This window comes from Streptomyces sp. NBC_00490 (assembly GCF_036013645.1).
Taxonomy (GTDB): domain Bacteria; phylum Actinomycetota; class Actinomycetes; order Streptomycetales; family Streptomycetaceae; genus Streptomyces; species Streptomyces canus_F.
This window is the reverse complement of record NZ_CP107869.1, coordinates 1,921,557-1,942,629: the sequence shown is the minus strand read 5'-3', so window position 1 is coordinate 1,942,629 and position 21,073 is coordinate 1,921,557. Positions and strand designations below refer to the sequence as shown.

General features: G+C 71.5%; 16 protein-coding genes. 7 read left to right on the top strand and 9 right to left on the bottom strand.

The window, feature by feature from the left end:
• Together OG381_RS08680 and OG381_RS08675 are read right to left on the bottom strand one after the other, a co-directional pair.
• The gene (locus OG381_RS08680) at positions 1-1,353 is read right to left on the bottom strand and encodes an MFS transporter (protein ID WP_327715545.1); all 1,353 of its coding nucleotides are present in this window, start codon (positions 1,351-1,353) and stop codon (positions 1-3) included.
• Positions 1,354-1,467: 114 nt separating this feature from the next.
• Positions 1,468-2,367, bottom strand: a complete 900-nt coding sequence (locus tag OG381_RS08675; protein WP_327715544.1) for an amidohydrolase — start codon at positions 2,365-2,367, stop codon at positions 1,468-1,470.
• A gap of 124 nt (positions 2,368-2,491) precedes the next feature.
• Here OG381_RS08675 and OG381_RS08670 point away from each other — a divergent pair, with 124 nt between their 5' ends.
• The gene (locus OG381_RS08670; protein ID WP_327715543.1) at positions 2,492-2,923 is read left to right on the top strand and encodes a hypothetical protein; all 432 of its coding nucleotides are present in this window, start codon (positions 2,492-2,494) and stop codon (positions 2,921-2,923) included.
• Between the two features lie 2 nt (positions 2,924-2,925).
• Here the strand turns inward: OG381_RS08670 and OG381_RS08665 are convergent, their stop codons facing one another.
• Positions 2,926-3,357 (bottom strand): DUF6174 domain-containing protein, encoded by a 432-nt coding sequence (locus OG381_RS08665; RefSeq protein WP_327715542.1) that lies wholly within the window; start codon positions 3,355-3,357, stop codon positions 2,926-2,928.
• An 89-nt stretch (positions 3,358-3,446) separates the two neighbouring features.
• The gene (locus OG381_RS08660) at positions 3,447-4,406 is read right to left on the bottom strand and encodes a trypsin-like serine peptidase (RefSeq protein WP_327715541.1); all 960 of its coding nucleotides are present in this window, start codon (positions 4,404-4,406) and stop codon (positions 3,447-3,449) included.
• 208 nt (positions 4,407-4,614) lie between these two features.
• Between OG381_RS08660 and OG381_RS08655 the strand changes: the two genes are divergently transcribed.
• Positions 4,615-5,820, top strand: a complete 1,206-nt coding sequence (locus OG381_RS08655; RefSeq protein WP_327715540.1) for a cysteine desulfurase-like protein — start codon at positions 4,615-4,617, stop codon at positions 5,818-5,820.
• A 31-nt stretch (positions 5,821-5,851) separates the two neighbouring features.
• Here OG381_RS08655 and OG381_RS08650 read toward each other — a convergent pair whose 3' ends face one another.
• Complete coding sequence (locus OG381_RS08650; RefSeq protein WP_327715539.1) at positions 5,852-6,673, bottom strand: DUF1684 domain-containing protein; 822 nt, start codon at positions 6,671-6,673, stop codon at positions 5,852-5,854.
• Between the two features lie 159 nt (positions 6,674-6,832).
• Between OG381_RS08650 and OG381_RS08645 the strand changes: the two genes are divergently transcribed.
• Positions 6,833-10,207, top strand: coding sequence for a pyruvate carboxylase (locus OG381_RS08645; protein ID WP_327715538.1), 3,375 nt, complete (start codon positions 6,833-6,835; stop codon positions 10,205-10,207).
• A gap of 3 nt (positions 10,208-10,210) precedes the next feature.
• Here the strand turns inward: OG381_RS08645 and OG381_RS08640 are convergent, their stop codons facing one another.
• Positions 10,211-11,386, bottom strand: coding sequence for a HEAT repeat domain-containing protein (locus tag OG381_RS08640; RefSeq protein ID WP_327715537.1), 1,176 nt, complete (start codon positions 11,384-11,386; stop codon positions 10,211-10,213).
• A gap of 96 nt (positions 11,387-11,482) precedes the next feature.
• On the opposite strand from OG381_RS08640, the gene OG381_RS08635 reads away from it, so the two are divergent.
• From OG381_RS08635 to OG381_RS08620, 4 genes are all read left to right on the top strand, one after another.
• Positions 11,483-11,956 (top strand): MarR family winged helix-turn-helix transcriptional regulator, encoded by a 474-nt coding sequence (locus OG381_RS08635; protein WP_327715536.1) that lies wholly within the window; start codon positions 11,483-11,485, stop codon positions 11,954-11,956.
• Between the two features lie 71 nt (positions 11,957-12,027).
• On the top strand, positions 12,028-13,617 hold the full coding sequence (locus OG381_RS08630) for an MFS transporter (RefSeq protein ID WP_327715535.1): 1,590 nt from the start codon (positions 12,028-12,030) through the stop codon (positions 13,615-13,617).
• 49 nt (positions 13,618-13,666) lie between these two features.
• Positions 13,667-14,584 (top strand): TIGR01777 family oxidoreductase, encoded by a 918-nt coding sequence (locus tag OG381_RS08625; RefSeq protein WP_327715534.1) that lies wholly within the window; start codon positions 13,667-13,669, stop codon positions 14,582-14,584.
• A 75-nt stretch (positions 14,585-14,659) separates the two neighbouring features.
• Positions 14,660-16,213 (top strand): MFS transporter, encoded by a 1,554-nt coding sequence (locus OG381_RS08620; RefSeq protein ID WP_327715533.1) that lies wholly within the window; start codon positions 14,660-14,662, stop codon positions 16,211-16,213.
• On the opposite strand, the gene OG381_RS08615 is transcribed toward OG381_RS08620, so the two are convergent.
• From OG381_RS08615 to OG381_RS08605, 3 genes are all read right to left on the bottom strand, one after another.
• Positions 16,202-16,972 carry a response regulator transcription factor gene (locus OG381_RS08615; RefSeq protein ID WP_443061885.1) on the bottom strand — a complete coding sequence of 257 codons (771 nt, stop codon included), beginning with the start codon at positions 16,970-16,972 and terminating at the stop codon, positions 16,202-16,204. The two genes, OG381_RS08620 and OG381_RS08615, sit on opposite strands and share 12 nt — an antisense overlap.
• A 224-nt stretch (positions 16,973-17,196) precedes the next feature.
• Complete coding sequence (locus OG381_RS08610; RefSeq protein ID WP_327715532.1) at positions 17,197-17,949, bottom strand: SDR family NAD(P)-dependent oxidoreductase; 753 nt, start codon at positions 17,947-17,949, stop codon at positions 17,197-17,199.
• Positions 17,950-17,958: 9 nt separating this feature from the next.
• Positions 17,959-20,877, bottom strand: coding sequence for a glycosyl hydrolase 115 family protein (locus tag OG381_RS08605; protein WP_327715531.1), 2,919 nt, complete (start codon positions 20,875-20,877; stop codon positions 17,959-17,961).
• Positions 20,878-21,073: the final 196 nt, after the last annotated feature.

Sequence of the window (21,073 nt, the reverse complement as noted above, 5' to 3'; positions counted from 1 at the left end):
TCATGCGGAGATCTCCTCCGTGTGGGGGACGGAGGGGCGGGCGGCGGAGTCGTCGAGGGTGCCGCGGTGGGTCTCGCGGACGAAGCAGACGGTCACCGCGGTGACGGCGGCGCCGCCGCAGAGCAGCAGGGCGACCGGGGTGCTGTTGCCGCTTCCGGCCACCAGGCTTCCGGCGATCATGGGGGAGAAGCCGGCGCCGACGAGGGTGGCGCCCTGGTAGCCGAGCGAGGCGCCGGTGTAGCGGACCTTGGTGCCGAACATCTCGGTGAGCAGTGCGCCCAGCGGGCCGTACATCGTGGACTGGGCGATGCCGTGACCGAGGACGACGGCGAGGATCAGCAGCCCCGGTGACTTCGAGTCGACCAGCGCCAGGACGGGGAAGGCGAGCGCGGCCGAGGCGATGGCTCCGGCGAGGACGACCGGGCGGCGGCCGATCTTGTCGGAGAGCGCCGAGGCGCAGGGCAGCACGACGAGCGCGACGCACGCGGAGACGGTGAGGGCGTTGAGTACCTGCGGCCGGGCGTACCCGATGCCGGTGGCGTACGCGATCATGTAGCTGGTCAGCAGCGACTGCGCGGTGAAGGCGCCGATGCCGACACCGCAGGCCAGCAGTACGGGGCGCGGGTTGCGCAGGACGTCGAGGATGGGCAGCCGGGACTCGGCGCGGTCCTTCTTCACCTCGGCGAAGAGCGGGCTCTCCACCACCTTGAGCCGGACGAAGAGGCCGACGCCGAGCAGGGCGACGCTGAACAGGAACGGCACCCGCCAGCCCCACGCCGCGAAGTCGTCCTTGGGGAGGGTGACGACGTACGCGACGACGGCGGTGGACAGCAGGGAGCCGAGCGGGGCTCCCATCTGCGTGAAGCTGGACCACAGGCCGCGGCGCCGCTCTCCGGCGTGCTCGACGACCATCAGGGTCGCGCCGCCCCACTCACCGCCGATGGCGACGCCCTGGACGACGCGCAGAGCGATCAGGAGGACCGGGGCCCACACACCGATCGTGTCGTAGGTGGGCAGCAGGCCGATGAGGAAGCTGGCGCCGCCCATCAGACCCATGGTGAGCAGCAGCATCGACTTGCGGCCGAGCCGGTCGCCGAAGTGGCCGAAGAGGACGCCGCCGAGCGGACGGGCGACATAACCGGCGGCGAAGGTGCCGAACGCGGCGATCGTGCCGACGGCCGGATCGGCGCCGGGGAAGAACAGTTCGCCGAAGACGAGTGCGGCGACGGTGCCGTAGACGAGGAAGTCGTAGAACTCCACGGCGGTACCGAGCAGCCCGGAGGCGGCGACCAGGCGCAGCTGCCGGGTTCGCTCGGCGGCCGTGGACGGTGATGCGACGGGGGACGGGGGCATCGCGGTCTCCCTTGACCGGGGGAAGGACACCGCGAAAGTAGGCTCTAACTTCACCGCAGTCAAGAAAGTGCACAACATTATGGCGTGGGGCGGCCCGATACGCCTCACCCGGGTTCAGCGGATCTCGCCGGTCAGCAGCCGCCGTGGGTTCGCGATCCGGAAGGCGTGGGCGGCGGCCTCGCCCAGACCGAACCCGGGATGGCGCGGAGGCTCCGCGTACGGCCGGTCCGAGCCCTGGACCACGGCGTCCGTCCCGAGTGCGCGGACCACGGCGTCCACGGAGCGCGGACCGTAGGAGGACGTCTCGACGAAGACATCCGGGTCCACCGCCGCCGAGCCGTCGCCCCGGGCGGCGAAGCGCTCCCCGTGCAGCGGGGCCAGCCCGGCGAGCAGCGCGAAGCACACTCGCAGGCGAGGGTGGCGGGGGCGGCCGAAGGCGCGGAAGGCGAACCAGGCGGCGTGCATCTGCTGGACGTAGGGCACCATCGCGGGCCACCAGCCGGGCCCCTCGCACCCGCCCCGTGCGGGCCCGGGGTGGACGAAGAGCGGCAGGTCGCGCTCCTCCAGCAGGTCGAGCAGCGGGGCGCAGCGTGCGTAGCCGACAGTGTCCAGCAGGGCGTCGGCCGGGAGCTGGAGCCCCACGAAGCCCCCGTCGAGATCCTCGGCCGTCGCCTGCGTGTCGATGTCCCGCACACCCGCGGCGGCCCAGGCGCCGAACGGCTCGGGCAGGGCGGCCGCGCCCTCGTGGTAGGCGTCGAGGAGCGGGCGGGCCTCGGCCGACGGCAGCCACTCCACACCGATCGGGGCCGACAGTGAGACGAGCGCCCGCCCCAGGCCGTCGGCGCGGGCGAGTTCGGCACGCCGGGCGACGTCGTGGTCGGCGGGCGGGATGTCGTACGGCGGCTCCCCGTCCAGGTGGAGCGTCCAGCCGTCCAGACACGGCGGCTCGCGGCGGGAGCGCAGGGCCGCCACCAGGGACGGCGTCCACAGGTGCTGGTGCACGTCGACGTTCATGACACATGATCTCGCGGGCCCCCGCCGCCGCGTCCACCCCGCGGCGGACTGAACTGAACACCCGCCGCCTCGCACCCGTACCTCCTGGCATACGTCCGGCCGACGTCCCGAAACGGAGAGGTACGTGTCCCAGCGCGCCCGCAGTCCGCTCACCGCCCGCCTGCTACTGGCGGGCGGGCTGGCCCTGCTCACCCTGACCACGGGGTGCGGCGCGGGGTCGGACGAGTCCAAGGTGAGCAGCGCCACGAAGGTGACGGCCGCGCCTTCCGCCGGGGTCGTGGCTCCCGCGAAGGTGGAGGTCATCGCCGGGCTGGTCGGCTGCAAGGTCAAGATCCGCACGGACGCCGACGAGTTGAGGGAAGGCGTGTGCCACGGCAAGGACGGTGACTTCCTCATCACCACGTTCCCCGAGGAGCGGTTCAAGCTCACCTGGCTGGACGCCGCCTCCATCTACGGCGGCAAGTACCTCGTCGGCACCCGCTGGGTGGTCAGCGGCCCCGAGGCGCTGCTGAAGAAGTTCCGTCCCGAACTCGGCGGCAACATCCAGCAGTTGTAGGGCTAGCCGGCGCCCGGTTCGTAGTCGGTGATGTCGTAGCGGACCTCGTCGTCGACGGCGTTCTCCTCCCAGTCGAGCTCGATGCGCGTCGGATGCCCGTCCACCGCGTACCGCGCCCGCGCGGTGTCCGCGGCGTCGCCGCGTGCCTGCTCCAGCTCCTCCAACAGCGCGCCCAGGGTGGGCACTTGGTCGGGCAGCTGCCGTACGACCCGACGGGCGCTGTCGTCGAGGCCGACCGCCGTGGTGACCTCGCCGTCTCGTACCGTGATCCGGAAGGTGCCGATGAGGGCCCGTTCGCCCTCGCTCGACGTCAGCGTGTACATGTAGGAGGCGGGCTCCTCCCAGGCGGGCGCGGCCGGTTTCGCCTCCGCACCGCAGGCGGCCAGGCCGCCCACCAGCACGGCAACAAGGAAGAGCGAGCGGACGACGGTCATGGCGGCCCCTTCGAAGACGGTTACTGCTACGACGCCGGCCGGCCCCAGGACGTTCGGGGCCGGCCGGCGTTCGTACCGTCAGGAGCTGTTCAGGACGACTGGGCCGTCCGGTACAGGTTCTGTGCGTCCGCGCCGAAGTACGGGCCGTACATCGCGTTCGGCAGGAAGTTGTACTTGAAGCTGTTCACCGAGGACTGGAGTCCGGTGCCGGTGGCCTCGTTGAACTGGGTGAACCAGGGGCCGCCGCTGGCACCGCCGGTCATGTCGCAGGTCAGACCGTGGTCGCTGGAGAGCAGGAAGTCGCGGTAGGTGGTGCCGCTGCAGTAGATGAACTTCTGGCCGTCGTACGGGGCGGCGGCGGGGAAGCCGAAGGCGTACATCGCCTTGCTGTAGCCGGTGTTGAACGCCAGGCCCTGACCGCCGACGACATCGGTCAGCAGCTGTCCGTTCAGCGGGGCCACCACGGCCGCGCCGACGTCGTAGTTGATGTCCTCGCTCGCCGTCCACTGCGGGGTCGACAAGGTCTTGGACGCCGACCAGGTGCCGTACGGCGTCTGCCCGTCGTGGTACCCGGGCGCGAACACCCAGTTGGTGTGCCAGGCGCCCTCCAGTTTCACGCAGTGCCCGGCGGTGAGGACGGTGGACTTGTTGGCGCTGGTGACGGCGTTGCCGGAGCAGGAGGCGGTACGGCCCTGGTAGGTGAAGAACACCCGCCCGGCGGTCTGGACGACCGCGCCGCCACCGGTCCACGCGCCGCCGCCGTTGGGGAACGCCAGCGTTCCGACGGGCGAGGCGGGGGCGCTGGGTGCGATGCGTGTCTTCCTGCCCTTGCGGGGCTCGGCTGCCGTCACCTCGGAGCGGTCGACGGACAGGACGTCGAGCGGAGTCGCCTGGCGCATCCGCTCCGGTGTCCAGAAGGCCTGGGCGCGTTGCTGCGCCGTGAGCGACACGGTTCCCGGGTCGGGGGCGGCGCCGGCCGGCGTGGTGAGGACGCCGGCGGTCAGCAGTGCGGCTGCGCCCACCAGGGCGGCACGAAGTCTGCCTATCACGCGGTCTCCTTCTGCGGTGGGGGGTCGGAGGGGGTGACCGTTCTGCGCGCAGAGTGCCACCGAACGCCCTATTTGGGCAGGTGCACGTCAGAATGATGGCCGAAAAGACGCACCCTCCCTCCGCGGCGCCACAGGAGGCGATCTCGCCGCCACCCGCGGGATGGGGTTGACTTCGAGCCCCGGCCCGGAACCACGACAGGAGCCCTCCGTGACGTACGACATCACCGCCCTCCGCTCCCAGTTCCCCGCCCTGGCCGCCGAAACAGCGCACTTCGACGGCCCGGGCGGCACCCAGACACCCCGGCCGGTGATCGACGCCATCGCCGACGCGCTGGCGCGTCCGCTGTCCAACCGGGGCAGCGTGACACTGGGGGAGCGCAACGCGGAGAGCCTCGTCAGCGAGGCCCGCCGGGCCATGGCCGACCTGCTGGGCGCGGACCCGAGGGGGATCGTCTTCGGCCGCAGCGCCACACAGCTCACCTACGACTTCTCCCGCACCCTCGCCGACACCTGGTCGCCCGGCGACGAGGTCGTCGTCACCCGCCTCGACCACGACGCCAACATCCGCCCCTGGGTCCAGGCCGCCGCGCGGGTCGGTGCCACCGTGCGCTGGGCCGACTTCGACCCGGCCACAGGCGAGTTGACCCCGGACGACATCGGCGCCGTGCTGTCCGACCGCACGCGCCTGGTCGCCGTCACCGCCGCCTCCAACCTGATCGGCACCCGCCCCGAGATCGCGGCGATCTCCCGACTCGCGCACGAGGCGGGCGCGTCGGTGTACGTCGACGGTGTCCATCACACCGCTCACAGCCTGGTCGACCTGGAGTCGCTCGGCGCGGACTTCTTCGTCTGCTCCCCGTACAAGTTCCTGGGCCCCCACCACGGAGTCCTCGCCGCCGCGCCGGAGTTGCTGGAGACCCTGCGCCCCGACAAGCTGCTGCCCTCCACCGACGCGGTCCCCGAGCGGTTCGAACTGGGCACCCTGCCCTATGAGTTCCTCGCCGGGACCAGGGCGGCGGTCGACTTCATGGCCGGCCTCGACGCGACGGCGACGGGCACGCGACGCGAGCGTCTGGCAGCGGCCTACGCGGAGCTCGAAGCGCACGAGCACGCCCTGCGCACCCAGCTCGACAAGGGTCTGGCCGCGCTGCCCGGCATCACGATCCACTCCAGGGCGGCCGACCGCACCCCCACCCTGCTGCTGACCTTCGAGCACCACGCCACGACCGACGCCTACGGCTTCCTCGCCGAGCGCGGCATCCAGGCCCCCTCCGGCTCCTTCTACGCCATCGAGACCTCCCGCCACCTGGGCCTCGGCGACACCGGCGGCCTCCGCGTCGGCCTCGCGCCCTACAACGACTCCGAGGACGTCGACCGGCTCCTGGCCGGGCTGGGGGAGTTCCTGGCACGCTGACGGGCCGTCCGCCCGTCAGCGTGCCCCTCCGTCAGGGCTGTCCGCCCCGCTCCAACGGGATCCGCTCGCCCGCCTCGACCGCGACCGGCAGCCGGTTCTCCGCCGGCGGCAGCGGGCAGGTGGCCAGGTCGGTGTAGGCGCAGGGCAGATTCCCGGCACGGTTGAAGTCGAGGGTGACCCTGCCCTCGGCGTCGGGAGCCGCGATCTGGAGGGAGCGGTTCGCCGCGTACGTCGTCACGCCCGAGGTCTCGTCCGTGAACAGGGCCATCAGCGCGCCGGGCCCGCTGCCGTTGAACGCCGTCAGGCGGTGCCGTACGCCGGCCAGCTCGAACTCGACCTGGCCGGGGGAGTCGTATACGTGCTCAAGGCCCTCGACGGCGGCGCCCACGGTCACCGGGCGCGGCTCGGGGAAGGGCAGAAAGCGGCCGGGGACCACCCAGCGCGGGTCGGGGGCGTAGGCCGGGGTCCGGGTGAAGGACGTACGCAACGGGTTGTCGGGATGGCGCGGGCGCACGATGTCCTGTCCGCCGCGCTTGGCTACCTCGATGACCGCGTCACCCGCGCCCACGTAAACGCTGTCGCGTTCCGCGACGACACCGAAGTCGTACCGGCCGCGTACCGGCTCCCCGTCGACGGTCAGCTCCTCGCCCTCGGCCAGCTCGACCACCACCCCTTCGGCGGTGCTCGACCAGGCTCCCGGCGCGTCCTCGAAGCGCTCCGGCTCCGGGCCCAGCCAGTGCAGGCCGGTGATCGCGAGGAAGCCGTGCGGGCCGGAGAGCACCGCTTCCTTCTGCCGGTGCCACTCCTGCCATTGCTGTGCGAAGCTCACTCGGTCGACGTCCTGGACGGTCATGTCCGCTCCCTCGCGCTGCGGTGGTGGTGCTCCGTGCAACCGCCGTACCGTCGCAGATCATCCCCAAACGGCAATCCGCGCGTGACCCGGCTCTCATGGCACGACGGAGCCATTGCCGAGACGATGGGGGGCGTCACCGGCAGGCCGAAGGGATCCGGAATGCTCCGCAAGGTACTGGTAGCCAACCGTGGTGAGATCGCGATTCGCGCGTTCCGAGCCGGTTATGAACTGGGCGCGAGGACGGTCGCCGTCTTCCCCCACGAGGACCGCAACTCGCTGCATCGGCTCAAGGCCGACGAGGCGTACGAGATCGGCGAACCGGGACACCCGGTGCGGGCCTATCTCTCCGTCGAGGAGATCATCCGGGCCGCCCGTCAGGCGGGCGCCGACGCCGTCTACCCGGGCTACGGGTTCCTGTCCGAGAACCCCGAGCTCGCGCGGGCCTGCGAGGAAGCCGGCATCACCTTCGTCGGGCCGAGCGCGGAGATCCTGGAGCTGACGGGCAACAAGGCCCGCGCCGTGGCCGCCGCCCGCGCGGCCGGCGTACCGGTGCTGGGCTCCTCCGAGCCCTCCAGTGACGTGGACGAGCTGGTGCGGGCCGCCGAGGACATCGGGTTCCCCGTGTTCGTCAAGGCCGTCGCCGGTGGTGGCGGGCGCGGTATGCGGCGGGTCGAGGAGCGCGCGCAGCTGCGGGAGTCCATCGAGGCGGCGGCCCGTGAGGCGGCCTCCGCGTTCGGCGACCCGACGGTGTTCCTGGAGAAGGCCGTCGTGGATCCCCGCCACATCGAGGTGCAGATCCTCGCCGACGGCGAGGGCAACGTCATCCACCTCTACGAGCGCGACTGTTCCCTCCAGCGCCGCCACCAGAAGGTCATCGAGCTGGCCCCCGCGCCGAACCTCGACCCGGAGTTGCGCGACCGGATCTGCGCCGACGCCGTGCGCTTCGCCCGCGAGATCGGCTACCGCAACGCCGGCACCGTCGAGTTCCTGCTCGACCCGGCCGGCAACCACGTCTTCATCGAGATGAACCCGCGCATCCAGGTCGAGCACACGGTCACCGAGGAGGTCACCGACGTCGACCTCGTCCAGTCCCAGCTCCGTATCGCCGCCGGCGAGACCCTGGCCGACCTCGGGCTGTCCCAGGAGACGGTCGTCCTGCACGGCGCCGCACTCCAGTGCCGTATCACCACCGAGGATCCCGCCAACGGCTTCCGCCCCGACACCGGCCGCATCAGCGCCTACCGGTCGCCCGGCGGCTCCGGCATCCGCCTCGACGGCGGAACCACCCACGCCGGTACGGAGATCAGCGCGCACTTCGACTCGATGCTGGTCAAGCTCACCTGCCGGGGCCGGGACTTCGGCACCGCCGTCAAGCGCGCCCGGCGTGCCGTCGCCGAGTTCCGGATCCGCGGGGTGGCCACCAACATCCCGTTCCTCCAGGCCGTCCTCGACGACGCGGACTTCCAGGCGGGCCGTGTCACCACGTCGTTCATCGAGCAGCGCCCGCACCTGCTGACCTCCCGCACCTCGGCCGACCGCGGCACGAAGCTGCTCACCTACCTCGCCGACGTCACGGTGAACAAGCCGCACGGCGACCGCCCCGACCTGATCGAGCCCACGACCAAGCTCCCGCGCCAGACCGCCGAGGTGCCCCCGGCCGGCTCGAAGCAGCAGCTCACCGAACTCGGCCCCGAGGGCTTCGCCCGTTGGCTGCGCGAGTCCCCGACCATCGGCGTCACCGACACCACCTTCCGCGACGCCCACCAGTCACTGCTCGCCACTCGCGTCCGCACCAAGGACCTCCTCGCGGTCGCCCCGGTCGTCGCGCGCACCCTGCCCCAGCTGCTGTCCCTGGAGTGCTGGGGCGGCGCCACCTACGACGTCGCCCTGCGCTTCCTCGCCGAGGACCCGTGGGAGCGGCTCGCCGCGCTCCGTGAGGCCGTCCCCAACATCTGCCTCCAGATGCTGCTGCGCGGCCGCAACACCGTCGGCTACACGCCGTACCCGACCGAGGTGACCGACGCCTTCGTGCAGGAGGCCGCCGCCACCGGCATCGACATCTTCCGCATCTTCGACGCCCTCAACGACGTCGGCCAGATGCGTCCGGCGATCGAGGCCGTACGGGAGACGGGCACCGCGGTCGCCGAGGTCGCCCTCTGCTACACCTCCGACCTGTCGAACCCGGACGAGCGGCTCTACACCCTCGACTACTACCTGCGTCTGGCCGAGCAGATCGTCGAGGCGGGCGCCCACGTCCTGGCCGTCAAGGACATGGCCGGACTGCTCAGGGCCCCCGCCGCGGCGACCCTCGTCTCCGCGCTGCGCCGGGAGTTCGACCTCCCCGTCCACATCCACACCCACGACACGGCGGGCGGCCAGCTCGCCACCTACCTGGCCGCGATCCAGGCCGGTGCCGACGCCGTCGACGGAGCCGTCGCCTCCATGGCGGGCACCACCTCGCAGCCCTCCCTGTCGGCGATCGTCGCCGCGACCGACCACTCCGCCCGCCCCACCGGCCTCGACCTGCGGGCGGTCGGTGACCTGGAGCCGTACTGGGAGAGCGTCCGCCGGATCTACGCCCCCTTCGAGGCGGGCCTCGCCTCCCCGACCGGTCGCGTCTACGACCACGAGATCCCCGGCGGCCAGCTCTCCAACCTGCGCACCCAGGCCGTGGCCCTGGGCCTCGGCGACCGGTTCGAGGACATCGAGGAGATGTACGCCGCCGCCGACCGCATCCTCGGTCACCTGGTGAAGGTCACCCCGTCCTCGAAGGTGGTCGGCGACCTCGCCCTGCACCTCGTCGGCGCCGGGGTCTCCCCGCAGGACTTCGAGGCGACGCCGGACCGGTTCGACATCCCCGACTCCGTGATCGGCTTCCTCCGCGGCGAACTGGGCACCCCGCCCGGCGGCTGGCCGGAGCCCTTCCGCAGCAAGGCACTCGAGGGCCGCGCGGACGCCAAGCCCGCTCCGCAGCTGACCACGGAGGAGCGCGAGGGACTGGTGAAGGACCGGCGCGTCACCCTCAACCGCCTCCTCTTCCCCGGCCCGACGCGCGACTTCGAGACGCACCGCCAGTCCTTCGGCGACACGAGCGTCCTGGACAGCAGGGACTTCTTCTACGGTCTGCGCCCGGGGACGGAGTACGCCGTCGACCTCGAACCCGGCGTCCGCCTGCTGCTGGGCCTGGAAGCCGTCGGTGAGGCCGACGAGCGCGGTATGCGCACGGTGATGTCCACCCTGAACGGGCAGCTCAGGCCCATCCAGGTGCGCGACGCGGCCGCCGCGTCGGACATCCCGGTCACCGAGAAGGCCGACCGCTCCAACCCCGGCCATGTCGCCGCCCCGTTCGCCGGAGTCGTGACGCTCGCGGTCGCCGAGGGCGACGAGGTCGCGGCCGGCGGCACGATCGCCACCATCGAGGCGATGAAGATGGAGGCCGCGATCACCGCCCCCAAGGCGGGCAAGGTCACCCGGCTCGCCATCAACCGGATCCAGCAGGTGGAGGGCGGCGACCTGCTCTTCGTGATCGGCTAGCGGTCAGACGGTGAGCGCTCCGGCGGGATGACCGTAGCGACGGCCGCACGCGGTGAGGGCGAGGACCCCGGTACCCGTGACCCGGGTCCTCGCCCCGAGCGCTCCGGGATCGACGGAGAGGCGGGCGGCGATGTCGGTGGCGTAGCAGGTGTCGGGTATCCCGAGGTCCCTCTTCACCTGGACGTAGCCGGCGTAGAACGCCTCGACGTCCAGCGGATCCGCCCCGTCCGGCATGTCTCCGACAGCGTCGAGGGCGTCGCCGGTGTCGACGTACTCGTGCGGCAGGCGGTAGCCGGACTCGGCCGGATGCCCGGGGCCCTCGTCGCCCTTCTCCGCGGCGTCGAACGCGTCGTAGAAGCGCACCACTTCTCCGCCCTCGGCGATGCACCAGGCCGTCCAGCCGTCCCCGCAGCTCATGCCGTACCACTGCGCGGCCCCGAATCCGCGGCTCAGGTCGGCGCACCGCTCACGCACCACCTCGCTGCGGGCCTTCTCCTGGTCGTCCGCGTCCTCGATGCGGTGGGTGTCCTGCGACGAGCGACCGAAGACCAGCGTCCAGCCGTCCAGCGCCGGACCGACGAAGACACGGGAACAGCGCTCGTGCGGGTGCCGCCGGCCCCAGTTGTGACTGTCGTGGTTCCAGGCCGACGCACCGGTCCGCAGCGTGACCGGCTCGGGGTCACCGAGGTCGAACGCCGCCAGCACCGCTGCCTGGTCGGCGGTCGGGACCGCGTACCAGGATCCGCACAGGTGCGGCCTCTCCGGTGTCTCGGTGAACTGCTTGATCCTTGTCAGCCGGCGCCACGCGGCCAGATCCCGGTCGTCGAGCGCGGCCGGTCCGCCGATCGCCGCCAGCGCCTCCAGAGCCGTGGCCCGGATCCTGGGCCCGGTCGCGGGCCGCTGTCGCAGGCGGCGCAGCGCGGGGACCGCAGCGGTGCCGATCTCCTTGAACGTGGTGACCGCTCGCCGACGCACCCGGGCTTCCGGGTCGCCCAGCAAAGGCGTCAACCGGTCGACGTATCCGATCGCCGCCTCGGGACGGGTCTGGAAGGCGAACAGGGCGTGGTCGCGGACCTCTGCGTCCGCGTGTCCCAACAACGCTGCGTACGCCCCCGGATCGGCCACATCGAGGCGCCCCGGCGCCGAGGAGGGTTCGGCGGGCGGCGGCGTCTTGTCCATGGTGGGAACCCTAGGCGGAGGCACTGACATCCGACAGATAGATACCTTGACATAGGTATCTTGACATAGGTATCTCTGCATACCCATAATCTCCGTGTGCCCCCGTCCAGCGCCTCCGCCCAGGAGATCGACCGCGTAGCCGCCGATCTCCTGCTGTGCCTGCCCGCGTTGCACCGGGCCATGGACCGGCGGGTCAGTCAGGACTTCCCGCACCCCAAGCCGCCCGAGGCCCAACTGGCCCTGCTGTGGCATGTGCGGGCGCACGAGGGCGCCACGGTCCGCGAGGTCGCCGAGGCCCTGATGATGAAGCCGAACAACGTCAGCGCACTGGTCTCGCAGCTCACCCGGCAGGAAGAGCTGGAGCGGCGCCAGGACACCGCCGACAAGCGGATCGCGCACCTGTATCTGACGGCACTGGCCCGGCAGCGGATCGCCGAGGTCGAGCAGCTCATGAGCGTCCATCTCGTGGACGCGCTCCAGGCGTTGACGGACGGGGAGCGCCGGGCGCTCGGTGCGGCCGTGGGTGCCCTGCACGCCCTGACCGGTCACCTCCGCGCCGCCCAGGGCTGACGCCCCGGGCGGCCTGCTCGTCCGTGTCGCCCTCTTCCTCTCCTTCTTCAGTACAAGGACCTGGCTTCTCCATGCCCTCTTCCACCGCCGTTCCCGTCGGGGTGCCCGCGCCCGTCGACGAGGCCCGCCGCAGCCCCCGCTCCAACCCCTGGCTGACCCTGATCGCCGTCGCCTTCGGCCTGTTCATGGTCGGCCTGGACGGCTCGGTCGTGTCCATCGCCAACCCCGAGATCGGCCGCGACCTCAACGCCTCCACCGCCGACCTCCAGTGGGTCACCAACTCCTATCTGCTGGCCCTGGCGGCCGCCCTGATCCTGGGCGGCAAGCTCGGTGACCGTCTGGGGCGGCGCACCTTCTATCTCATCGGCGTCGCCGGCTTCACCCTCGCCTCCGTCGCGATCGGACTCGCCGGCTCGATCGAGGGCGTGATCGCCTTCCGCGCGGTCCAGGGGTTCTTCGGCGCCCTGCTGATGCCCAACACCCTCGGTCTGCTGCGCGCGGTGTTCCCGCCGAGGAAGTTCGGTATGGCGGTCGGCATCTGGGCCATGGTCTCGTCCGTGTCCACCGCGCTCGGCCCCATCGTCGGCGGTCTGCTCGTCCAGCACGTCAACTGGGAGTCCGTCTTCTACATCAACGCCCCCATCGGTGTGATCGCCCTCGTCTACAGCGCGCTCGTCCTGCCGCAGAGCAAGAACACCGCGGCCGCGGGGGAGAGGTTCGACATCCCCGGCGTCGTCCTGCTCGCCGTGGGTCTGCTCGCCGTCGTGTTCGGTGTGGTCAAGGGCGAGACGTGGGGCTGGACTTCGGCCGGCACCCTCGGTGCGATCGGCGCGGGCGTGGTCGTCCTGCTGGTCTTCGGTCTCCACGAGTCCCGCGTCGCCCACCCGCTGCTGCCCATGCGGCTGTTCCGCAACCCGGCCCTCACCGTGGGCACCGTCATCACCGCCCTGAACTTCTTCGTCCTGCTCGGCACGATCTTCTTCGTCATGCTCTACCTGCAGAACGTGCGCGGCTTCTCCCCCGTCGAAGCCGGCGTCCGCACCCTGCCGTTGAGTCTCGCCTCCGTGGTCGCCTCCCCGCTCGGCGCCGCCCTGACCGAGCGGTTCAGCGCCAGGTTCACCATGCCGCTGGGCATGCTGCTCCAGGCCGCCGCCATGTTCACCATGCTCACCTGGAGCGCCGACTCCTCGTACGCCACCATGTGGCCGCCCTTCATCGCGATGGGCCTGGGCGTCGGCATGGTGATGTCCGCCTCCTCGGAGGCCATCGTGGGCAACGCCCCGGTGCGGGACGGCGGTGTCGCCGGAGGTCTCCAGGCCACCGCGCTGCAGATCGGCGGCGCGCTCGGCACCTCGGTCCTGGTCTCCGTCATCAGCAGCCGGGTGGGCTCCACCCTCACCGGCGAACTGACCGACGCCGGAGTGCCCGCGCGGACGGCACACGGGCTGGGCGAGGCCCAGGACGCGGTGGCCATGGGGGTGGCGCCGGTTTCCGACGCGATGCCGGCGCAGCTGAAGGCCGCGGTGGTCGAGGGCAGTCACGACGCGTTCATGAACGGTGTGCACACGGCGGTGCTGGCGACCGGTGTCCTCGCGGTGCTGGGCGCGGTCGCGGCGGCGATCGGGGTGCGGCGGGCTCCGGCCGTGGAGCAGGGAGTATGATGCTTTAAGTCTAAAGCATCTCGCGTGTCCCTCCGGATCGGGGTCCCCCATGCACGTCGTCATCAGCGGTTCTTCGGGATTGATCGGCGGCGCCCTGGCCGCGTCGCTGCTCGACGACGGGCACCGGGTGACCCGACTGGTCCGCAGGGAGCCGCGGTCCCGCGATGACGGCAGCGCGGAGGCACGGTGGGAGCCGCAGGCGGGTCTGCTGGATCCCACCGTGCTCGAAGGCGCCGACGCGGTGGTCGGACTGGCCGGGGCGGGCGTGGGGGACCGCCGCTGGACACAGGCGTACAAGAAGCAGATCCGCGACAGCCGCGTCCTCGGCACCACCGCCCTCGCGACGGCCATCACGGCCTGTGAGAAGCCGCCGCCGGTGTTCGTGTCCGGTTCGGCCGTCGGCTACTACGGCGAGACCGGCAGGGCCGAGGTCGACGAGTCGGGCGCGCCCGGCCGGGACTTCCTGGCCGGCGTCTGCCAGGAGTGGGAGGCGGCCGCCCAGGGCGCCGGCGCGGTCGGCACGCGGGTCGTGAACACCCGCTTCGGCATCGTCGTGTCGCCCCGCGGCGGGGCGATGGGACGCCTGCTCCCGCTCGCCCGCGCAGGCCTCGGCGGGCGACTGGGCAGCGGCGACCAGTACTGGAGTCACCTCTCCCTGACCGACGCGGTCCGCGCCCTGCGCCACATCATCGCCACGGACGGCATCACCGGACCCGTCAACATGACGTCCCCGCACCCCGCCACCAACCGTGACGTCACCGCCGCCGTGGGCAGGGCCCTGCACCGGCCGACCGTCTTCGCGGTGCCGGGCTTCGCACTGCGGTTCGTCCTGGGCGAGTTCGCCGACGGCATCCTGATGAGCCAGCGCGTGGTGCCGGGCGCCCTGTCGGCCTCCGGTTTCACCTTCGAGCACCCGACCATCGACGGGGCGCTCGCCGCCGCGGTCGGCCGAGAGGGTGTCGGCTGATCGAGTGGTGACGTTCTGGAGGCAGGCGTACGGTCGAACAGTGGACGCCACCGTCCCCTGAAAGCGCGATATCCCATGACCAGTGACTCGCAGTCGACTTCCGCAGCCCAGGCCCCCACCGGGAACACCGGCGGTGGCGGAAACAACCTGGCCCTCCTGGTCATCGCCTCGTGTCAGTTGATGGTGGTCCTCGACATCACCATCGTGAACATCGCGCTGCCGGACATCCAGCGCTCCCTGGACTTCTCCACCACCAGCCTGGCCTGGGTGGTCAACGCCTACACCCTCACCTTCGGCGGTCTGCTGCTCCTCGGCGGCCGCGCCGGTGACATCCTCGGCAGACGGCGGGTCTTCATCTTCGGTGTCCTGCTCTTCGTCCTGGCGTCCCTGCTCGGCGGGTTCGCGCAGAACGAGGCCCAACTCCTGTCCGCACGCGCCCTCCAGGGCGTCGGCGGCGCCATCGCCTCCCCGACCGCCCTCTCTCTGATCAGCACGACCTTCCGCGAAGGCCCGGAACGCAACCGGGCGTTCGGGGTGTTCGCCGCGGTCTCGGCGGGCGGCGGCGCGATCGGGCTGCTCGCCGGCGGCATCCTCGTCGAGTATCTGAACTGGCGATGGGTGCTCTTCGTCAACGTCCCCATCGGACTGCTCATCGCCCTCGCCGCGCCCCGCTGGATCAGGGAGTCCGAACGCCACCCGGGCCACTTCGACCTCACCGGCGCACTGACCTCCACCGTCGGCATGGTCCTGCTGGTCTACGGGTTCATCAGAGCCGCGCAGGAAGGCTGGCGGGACGCGCTCACGCTGGCCTCGTTCGGCGCGGCCGTCGTCTTCCTCGCGCTGTTCATCCTGGTCGAACGGCGTTCCCGGCAGCCGATCACACCGCTGCACATGTTCGCCGACCGCAACCGCGCGGGCACCTACGGCATCATGCTGTGCCTCGCCGCCGCGATCTTCGGCATGTTCTTCTTCCTCACGCTCTTCGTGCAGAACGTCCTGAACTTCAGCCCGTTGGCCACCGGGTTCGCCTTCCTGCCGGTCAGCGCGGTCATCGCGGTCGGCGCCGGGCTGGCCTCGCGGTTCCTGCCCGTCTACGGACCCAAGCCGTTCATGGTGGTGGGCGCGATCCTGGCCGCGGCGGGACTGGCCTGGCTGACCCAGACCGACGTCCACTCCACCTACGCGGGCAGCGTCCTCGGCCCGATCCTCGTCTTCAGCCTGGGCATGGGCATGGAGTTCGTCTCGCTCACCCTGATGGCGCTCTCCAACGTGCCGGTCCAGGAGACCGGCGCGGCCTCCGGACTCCTCAACGCCACGCAGCAGGTGGGCGGTTCGCTGGGACTGTCCATCCTGGTCACGACGTTCGGCACGGCCAGCACCAACGAGGCGGACAAGCAGGTCCCGCGCTTCCTGGACCAGGCGACCCCGGCCGAACTCCTGCAGTTCAAGCGCACCGGGCAACTCCCCGGCCACTGGGGCGACGAGGTCCTGACCGCCGGAGTCTCGGCCGCCTTCGTCGTGGCGGCGATCTTCGCCGTCCTCGCCGCGCTGATCGCCGTCCTCGCCATCCAGGTCCGCCCGTCCGACCTGGAACGCCTCAAGGGCGACGGCGTGCCCTCACCCCCGTGACGCCGGCGCGGGCACAAGACCCAGCCGCTGGGCGCGCAGCACCGTCCCGAGCCGGTCATGGGTGCCGAGCTTGCGGTAGACGTTCGCGACATGCTTGTGCACCGTCCGCTCGGATATACCGAGGCGACGGCCCATCGCGGCGGCCGTCAGGGAGTCGCCCAGCAGGAGCAGCACGGTCGACTCCCGCGGCGTCAGCCCCACGTCGTCGCCGCTCGGCACGACCACCCGCTGGAGGAGCTGCCGTTGCTGCTCTATCCCCGCCAGCAGCGGCTGAAGCCGCCCCGCGACCACGACTTCCTCATCGGTGAAGTCCCGCCCGGAGCGGTAGACGATGCAGCCGGTGATCGGCGCCCTCGACTGCGGCAGCGGAATCCCCAACGCGTGGTCCACGTCCATGATGTCGTCGAGCAGCCGCGCGGTCGGGCTCCCGGACCAGTTCCGCCCGGCCGCCCGACGCGCCGTCACCGGCTCCCGGTCCGGGCTCGCCCCGTAGTGCTCCGCGAAGGGATACCCGGCCCGCAGCAGTCCCACGGCCTCGTCGCCGAGCCCGTCGAACTCCGGTTCCACACCGGGCGACAGACCGATCGTGCCCCCGCTCTCGCTCCAGTCGTCCAGCTTGTAGATCAGGACCTCGGCCCCGATCAGACCCGGCAGCGCGCCCGCCACCAACGGCCACAACCGCCCCGGATCCCGCTCGTGGAGGGCGGCGACGGCCACCGCCAGCATGCGTTCATAGGCTCCGCCCAGCCCCTGTGCCACGTTCGCGCTCCACTCGTTCGCCTACGCAGTTGTACCCATACCTGCGCAACCTCTTGCCCCTCCAGAATGCAACAGAGCAACAGCGACGTTCTCGTGTACTCCAGCACATCGGCGCCCCCGGCGACCGCAGACAGGGGAGAACAGGCCCGGAGGGGATGCCTGGCTCTCTCCCTCTCTCCGTGCGGACCGCCGGCGCGGGGGACCGGCGGTCCGCACGGAGCTCTCTACGGTCCGTCCGGTCGCATCGCGTCCGAGATGGACTTGACGCCGCCGTGAGCCGTGAGACCGCCGTCCACCGGGATGTCCGTCCCGGTGATGAACGAGGACTCGTCGGAGATCAGGAAGACCACGAGCGGGGCGATGTCGTCGGGCCTGCCGCTGCGGCCGAGCGGCGTCTCGCGGATCGTCGTCTCACGGAACGTCTCGGTGGCCGCGGCCGTCATGTCCGTCTCGATGTAGCCCGGATGGATCGTGTTGACCCGGATGCCCCGCGGCCCCAGCTCCATCGCCGCGATCCTCGACACCCCGCGCAGCGCCCACTTGCTGGCCGTGTAGGCGACGGGGTAGTAGCCGGTCAGCGCGGCGGACGAACCGACGTTGACGATCGACGAGCCCGGCGGCATCAGCGGGGAGAGCCGCTGGATGCCGAGCAGGGGCCCGGTCGTGTTGACCGCCTGCACCTGTGCCATCTCCTCGGGGCCGACCTCCCCGAGCCGCCCGCGCCGGATGACGCCCGCGTTGTTGACCAGACCGTGGACATGGCCGTACGTCGCTCCCAACTCGGCGGCCAGCTCCGCCCAGTCGGTCTCGCTGCTCACGTCGAGGCGGCGGCAGCCGTCGTCCTCCGGCCGTACGTCGGTGGCGATCACCTCGGCCCCGGCCCGGGCCAGGGCGGCCGCCTCCGCGGCGCCCTGACCACGGGCCGCACCCGTGACCACCACGACTTTCCCGGCCAGTCGGGATGTGCTCTCACTCATGCGGGCAACCTACTGCCCCGGCACGTCCAGTCCCGGCTCGTAGGCGGGCTCGGGGTTGAACACCGGGTGATAACTCTCGGGCGGGGCAAGGTAACTGACGGGCAGTCCACCGGTGTCGACGACGATCTGGTCCACGGCGATCGCCGCGTCCACCATGAAGATCCGCAGCATGTGGTCACCGGCTTCGGTGACGGTCACGTGCGCCGTCAGTTTCTCGACGCCGTCCTCCACCTGACGCGCCCACGCGTCCCCCCGGTTGCCGGTGGCGACCGACTGCCCGGTGAGCACGGTGGCCGGCTGGTCGTCGAGCGCGACGGCCACCCGGCGATGGCCGCGCTCGTCGAGGGAGGGCAGCCGGAACACGGTGACCGGGAAGGTGCCCGTGCTCGCGAACCGCACCCGGTATCCCAACTCCGGTGCCTGCTCGGCGAAGTCCTCGGTGACCGCGGCGGCCGTCGACGGGACCGCCTCCATCGCGCCCGTACGACGACCGAGTCCGCGTACGGCCCGCCAGCGCGCCCCGCCTCGCGCCACCCGCCGCGCGAAGTGCGCGGCGTCGATCGACACGAACCCGTTGGCCTCGACGAACCCCCGGGCCCGCCGCAGGGCCCGCTCGCCGTCGTTGACCACCCGCACCGGCACCTCGGCGCTCTGGCCGGCCCCGGCGAAGGTGACCGTCGTGTCGAGCGTGCCCTCGGGCGCCCGGGCCCAGTCGACCTCGACCCACACCCGGGTCTGCTCGGTGAGGGATCCGCCCGCCGAGCTCAGCCGGAGCCAGGGGGCGCCGGGCTCGGCCGTCCAGTCCAGGGCGAGGAAGCCGGTGTTGAAGACGTCCACGAAGCGCCGGTCGCGGGTGGAGGAGGAGAAGGACAGCGGCCGGGCCGCCCCGGTCTCGTTTCCCTCGGCCGCCACGCCGAGCCCCGAGGTCTCGCGCCGGGCCACCCGGGTGACGCTCGGCCGCCCCGGCGCCTTGGGGATCTGCGAAGGGTACGGGTTCACGATCCCGTCCCACTTCCCGCCCGCCACCTCGGTGTTGTACCGCTTGGTCAGCGCCGCCTCCTGGGCGTGGGCCGCCTCTGCCAGGTCCGCGAACCGGTTGGTCCCCGCACCGCGCCCCTGTGTCACCGCCAGCCCGTTGCGGTCCGCCCAGTAGTACTTGAGGTTCATCAAGTAGGCGCCATGGACCGGGTATTCGACCAGTTCGAAGAAGGCGTCCCGGTACGCCTCGGGCAACTCGGCGCCCACCGCCCGCACCCGGCCCAGCAGCCGGTCGTACGCGCCGAGGCGGCGCCCCGCCTCATCTCCGTGGTGGATCACGGACAGGATCCCGCGGGCGATGAACTCCGGCCGCAGCTCCGCCGCCAGCCGGTAGTACTCGGTGCGGATCGCCGCGATCTCCCGCCGGTGCAGACGCCCGAACTGCCGTCCGGCCCACTCGGCGAGGAAGTCCTCCACGTCGTCGGCGTCCCACCGGTCCACGTCCCAGGCCATGTCCATGGAGAAGGACAGCCCGGTCTCGATCGACTTGAGGTCACCCACGTTGAAGATCCACATGCGGTCGACGCCGTGCTCATGCACACGGCGCAACTCCTGCCAGACCTTGGCCAGTTGCGTGGTGTCCAGCCACAGATAGCTTTTCGGGCGGCCCCAGTAGGAGAGGTGGTAGTAGATGCCGTTGCCGCCCGGACGGGCGCGCTCCGCGTCGTTCGGCAGCTGGCGCATGTTGCCGTGGTTGTCGTCCGGCCAGATCAGGGTCACGTCCTCGGGGACCTGGACGCCCGCGTTGTAGAGGTCCAGCACCTCCTTGTACGGGATGAAGATCTGCGGCTCGGCCGCCGCACCGACCTCCTCGGTCAGGGTCCGGCGCTGTTCGGCGATGATGTCGTTCATCACGACGACCTTCTCGGGGATCGTCGTCGCGTACTTCGTCTCCAGCGCGCTGTCGTGCAGCCCCCGCATGCCGAGCGTCCAGCTGCTCTCGTACGCCGCGTTCTGTCTCGCCCGGGCTCTCCAGTAGTCGGAGATGACCGAGGGGTTCACGGTGTAGTCGTACACCGGCGGGGTGCCGTCCGCGTTCGGGTGCTCGGCGGCCCACGGCTCCCACTCGTGGACACCGTTGCGCAGCAGCGCCTCGGGGTGGCTGGAGCCGACGACGATGCCGTAGCGGTCGGCCAGTTCGGGGTTGTCGCGGTGCTTGTTGAAGAAGTCGGAGTAGGGGTGCATGGCCGGCCACAGGTAGTTGGCCTTGAGTCGGAGCAGGAGCTCGAAGACGCGCTTGTACGTCTCGGGGCCGATGTTCTTGTCGGTTTCCTGGGTGCGGTGCGACCACGTGGTCAGGTTCTGCTCGTCGTTGATGAAGATGCCGCGGTAACGGACGGACGGCTCACGCCGTTTGACGGTGTCCGCCGGGACCGTCACGGTGTCACGGCGCTCGACCGGCACGTCGGCCCACCAGTACCAGGGGGAGACCCCGATGCGCTCCGAGGTGTCGTAGACGCCGTAGACGGTGCCCCGCCGGTCGCTGCCCGCGATGACCAGGGCGCGCCGCACACCGGGCACCGGGCGCTCCACCACCTGGGTGACGGAGGCCTCCCAGCGCCCCCGGACCCCGGAGACGTCGAGCCGTCCCGCCGCGACGAGGCGGTCGATGACCGGACTCGAGCCGATCGTGCCCACCACGACCAACCGGTCCGTCTTCGCGGGCAGTTCGTGCAGCAGCCCCGGCCGTACTCCGCCGACCCGCTCGATGTCCGCCCGCAGATCGCCGGCGGCGCGGATCACGGCGGGGTCGTCGACGGCGTCCACGAACACGTCGACGGCGGCGCCCTCACCCACCAGGAGGAAGCCGGGCCGGCTGGACTCCGCGGCCCGGGCGGTCGCGGCGGGCAGCAGCCCGGGAAGCAGGGGAGCCGCTCCTGCTGCGGCCATGCCCCGCAGGAAGGACTGACGGGTCCAGGACGTTGACTGGCCGTTCGGTTCGTGGTGCGGCACGGAACGCTACCTTTCCGCGCCGGTCCGCGTCGGCTCGCGCACGGAACTGTCGGCGGAGCTCGGCGCATGACGGACTGGCTGGCTGCTTAGAAAGCGCTTGCTGTGCAGCCTAGGCCAGGGATTCCCAGGGCGT

What these genes read in the sequence shown, in the direction of transcription:
- OG381_RS08605 (WP_327715531.1), bottom strand. Translation starts at nt 20,877, where the DNA reads ATGGCCGCAGCAGGAGCGGCTCCCCTGCTTCCCGGGCTGCTGCCCGCC.
- OG381_RS08665 (WP_327715542.1), bottom strand. Translation starts at nt 3,357, where the DNA reads ATGACCGTCGTCCGCTCGCTCTTCCTTGTTGCCGTGCTGGTGGGCGGC.
- OG381_RS08650 (WP_327715539.1), bottom strand. Translation starts at nt 6,673, where the DNA reads ATGACCGTCCAGGACGTCGACCGAGTGAGCTTCGCACAGCAATGGCAG.
- OG381_RS08645 (WP_327715538.1), top strand. Translation starts at nt 6,833, where the DNA reads ATGCTCCGCAAGGTACTGGTAGCCAACCGTGGTGAGATCGCGATTCGC.
- OG381_RS08680 (WP_327715545.1), bottom strand. Translation starts at nt 1,353, where the DNA reads ATGCCCCCGTCCCCCGTCGCATCACCGTCCACGGCCGCCGAGCGAACC.
- OG381_RS08620 (WP_327715533.1), top strand. Translation starts at nt 14,660, where the DNA reads ATGACCAGTGACTCGCAGTCGACTTCCGCAGCCCAGGCCCCCACCGGG.
- OG381_RS08630 (WP_327715535.1), top strand. Translation starts at nt 12,028, where the DNA reads ATGCCCTCTTCCACCGCCGTTCCCGTCGGGGTGCCCGCGCCCGTCGAC.
- OG381_RS08610 (WP_327715532.1), bottom strand. Translation starts at nt 17,949, where the DNA reads ATGAGTGAGAGCACATCCCGACTGGCCGGGAAAGTCGTGGTGGTCACG.
- OG381_RS08625 (WP_327715534.1), top strand. Translation starts at nt 13,667, where the DNA reads ATGCACGTCGTCATCAGCGGTTCTTCGGGATTGATCGGCGGCGCCCTG.
- OG381_RS08640 (WP_327715537.1), bottom strand. Translation starts at nt 11,386, where the DNA reads ATGGACAAGACGCCGCCGCCCGCCGAACCCTCCTCGGCGCCGGGGCGC.
- OG381_RS08675 (WP_327715544.1), bottom strand. Translation starts at nt 2,367, where the DNA reads ATGAACGTCGACGTGCACCAGCACCTGTGGACGCCGTCCCTGGTGGCG.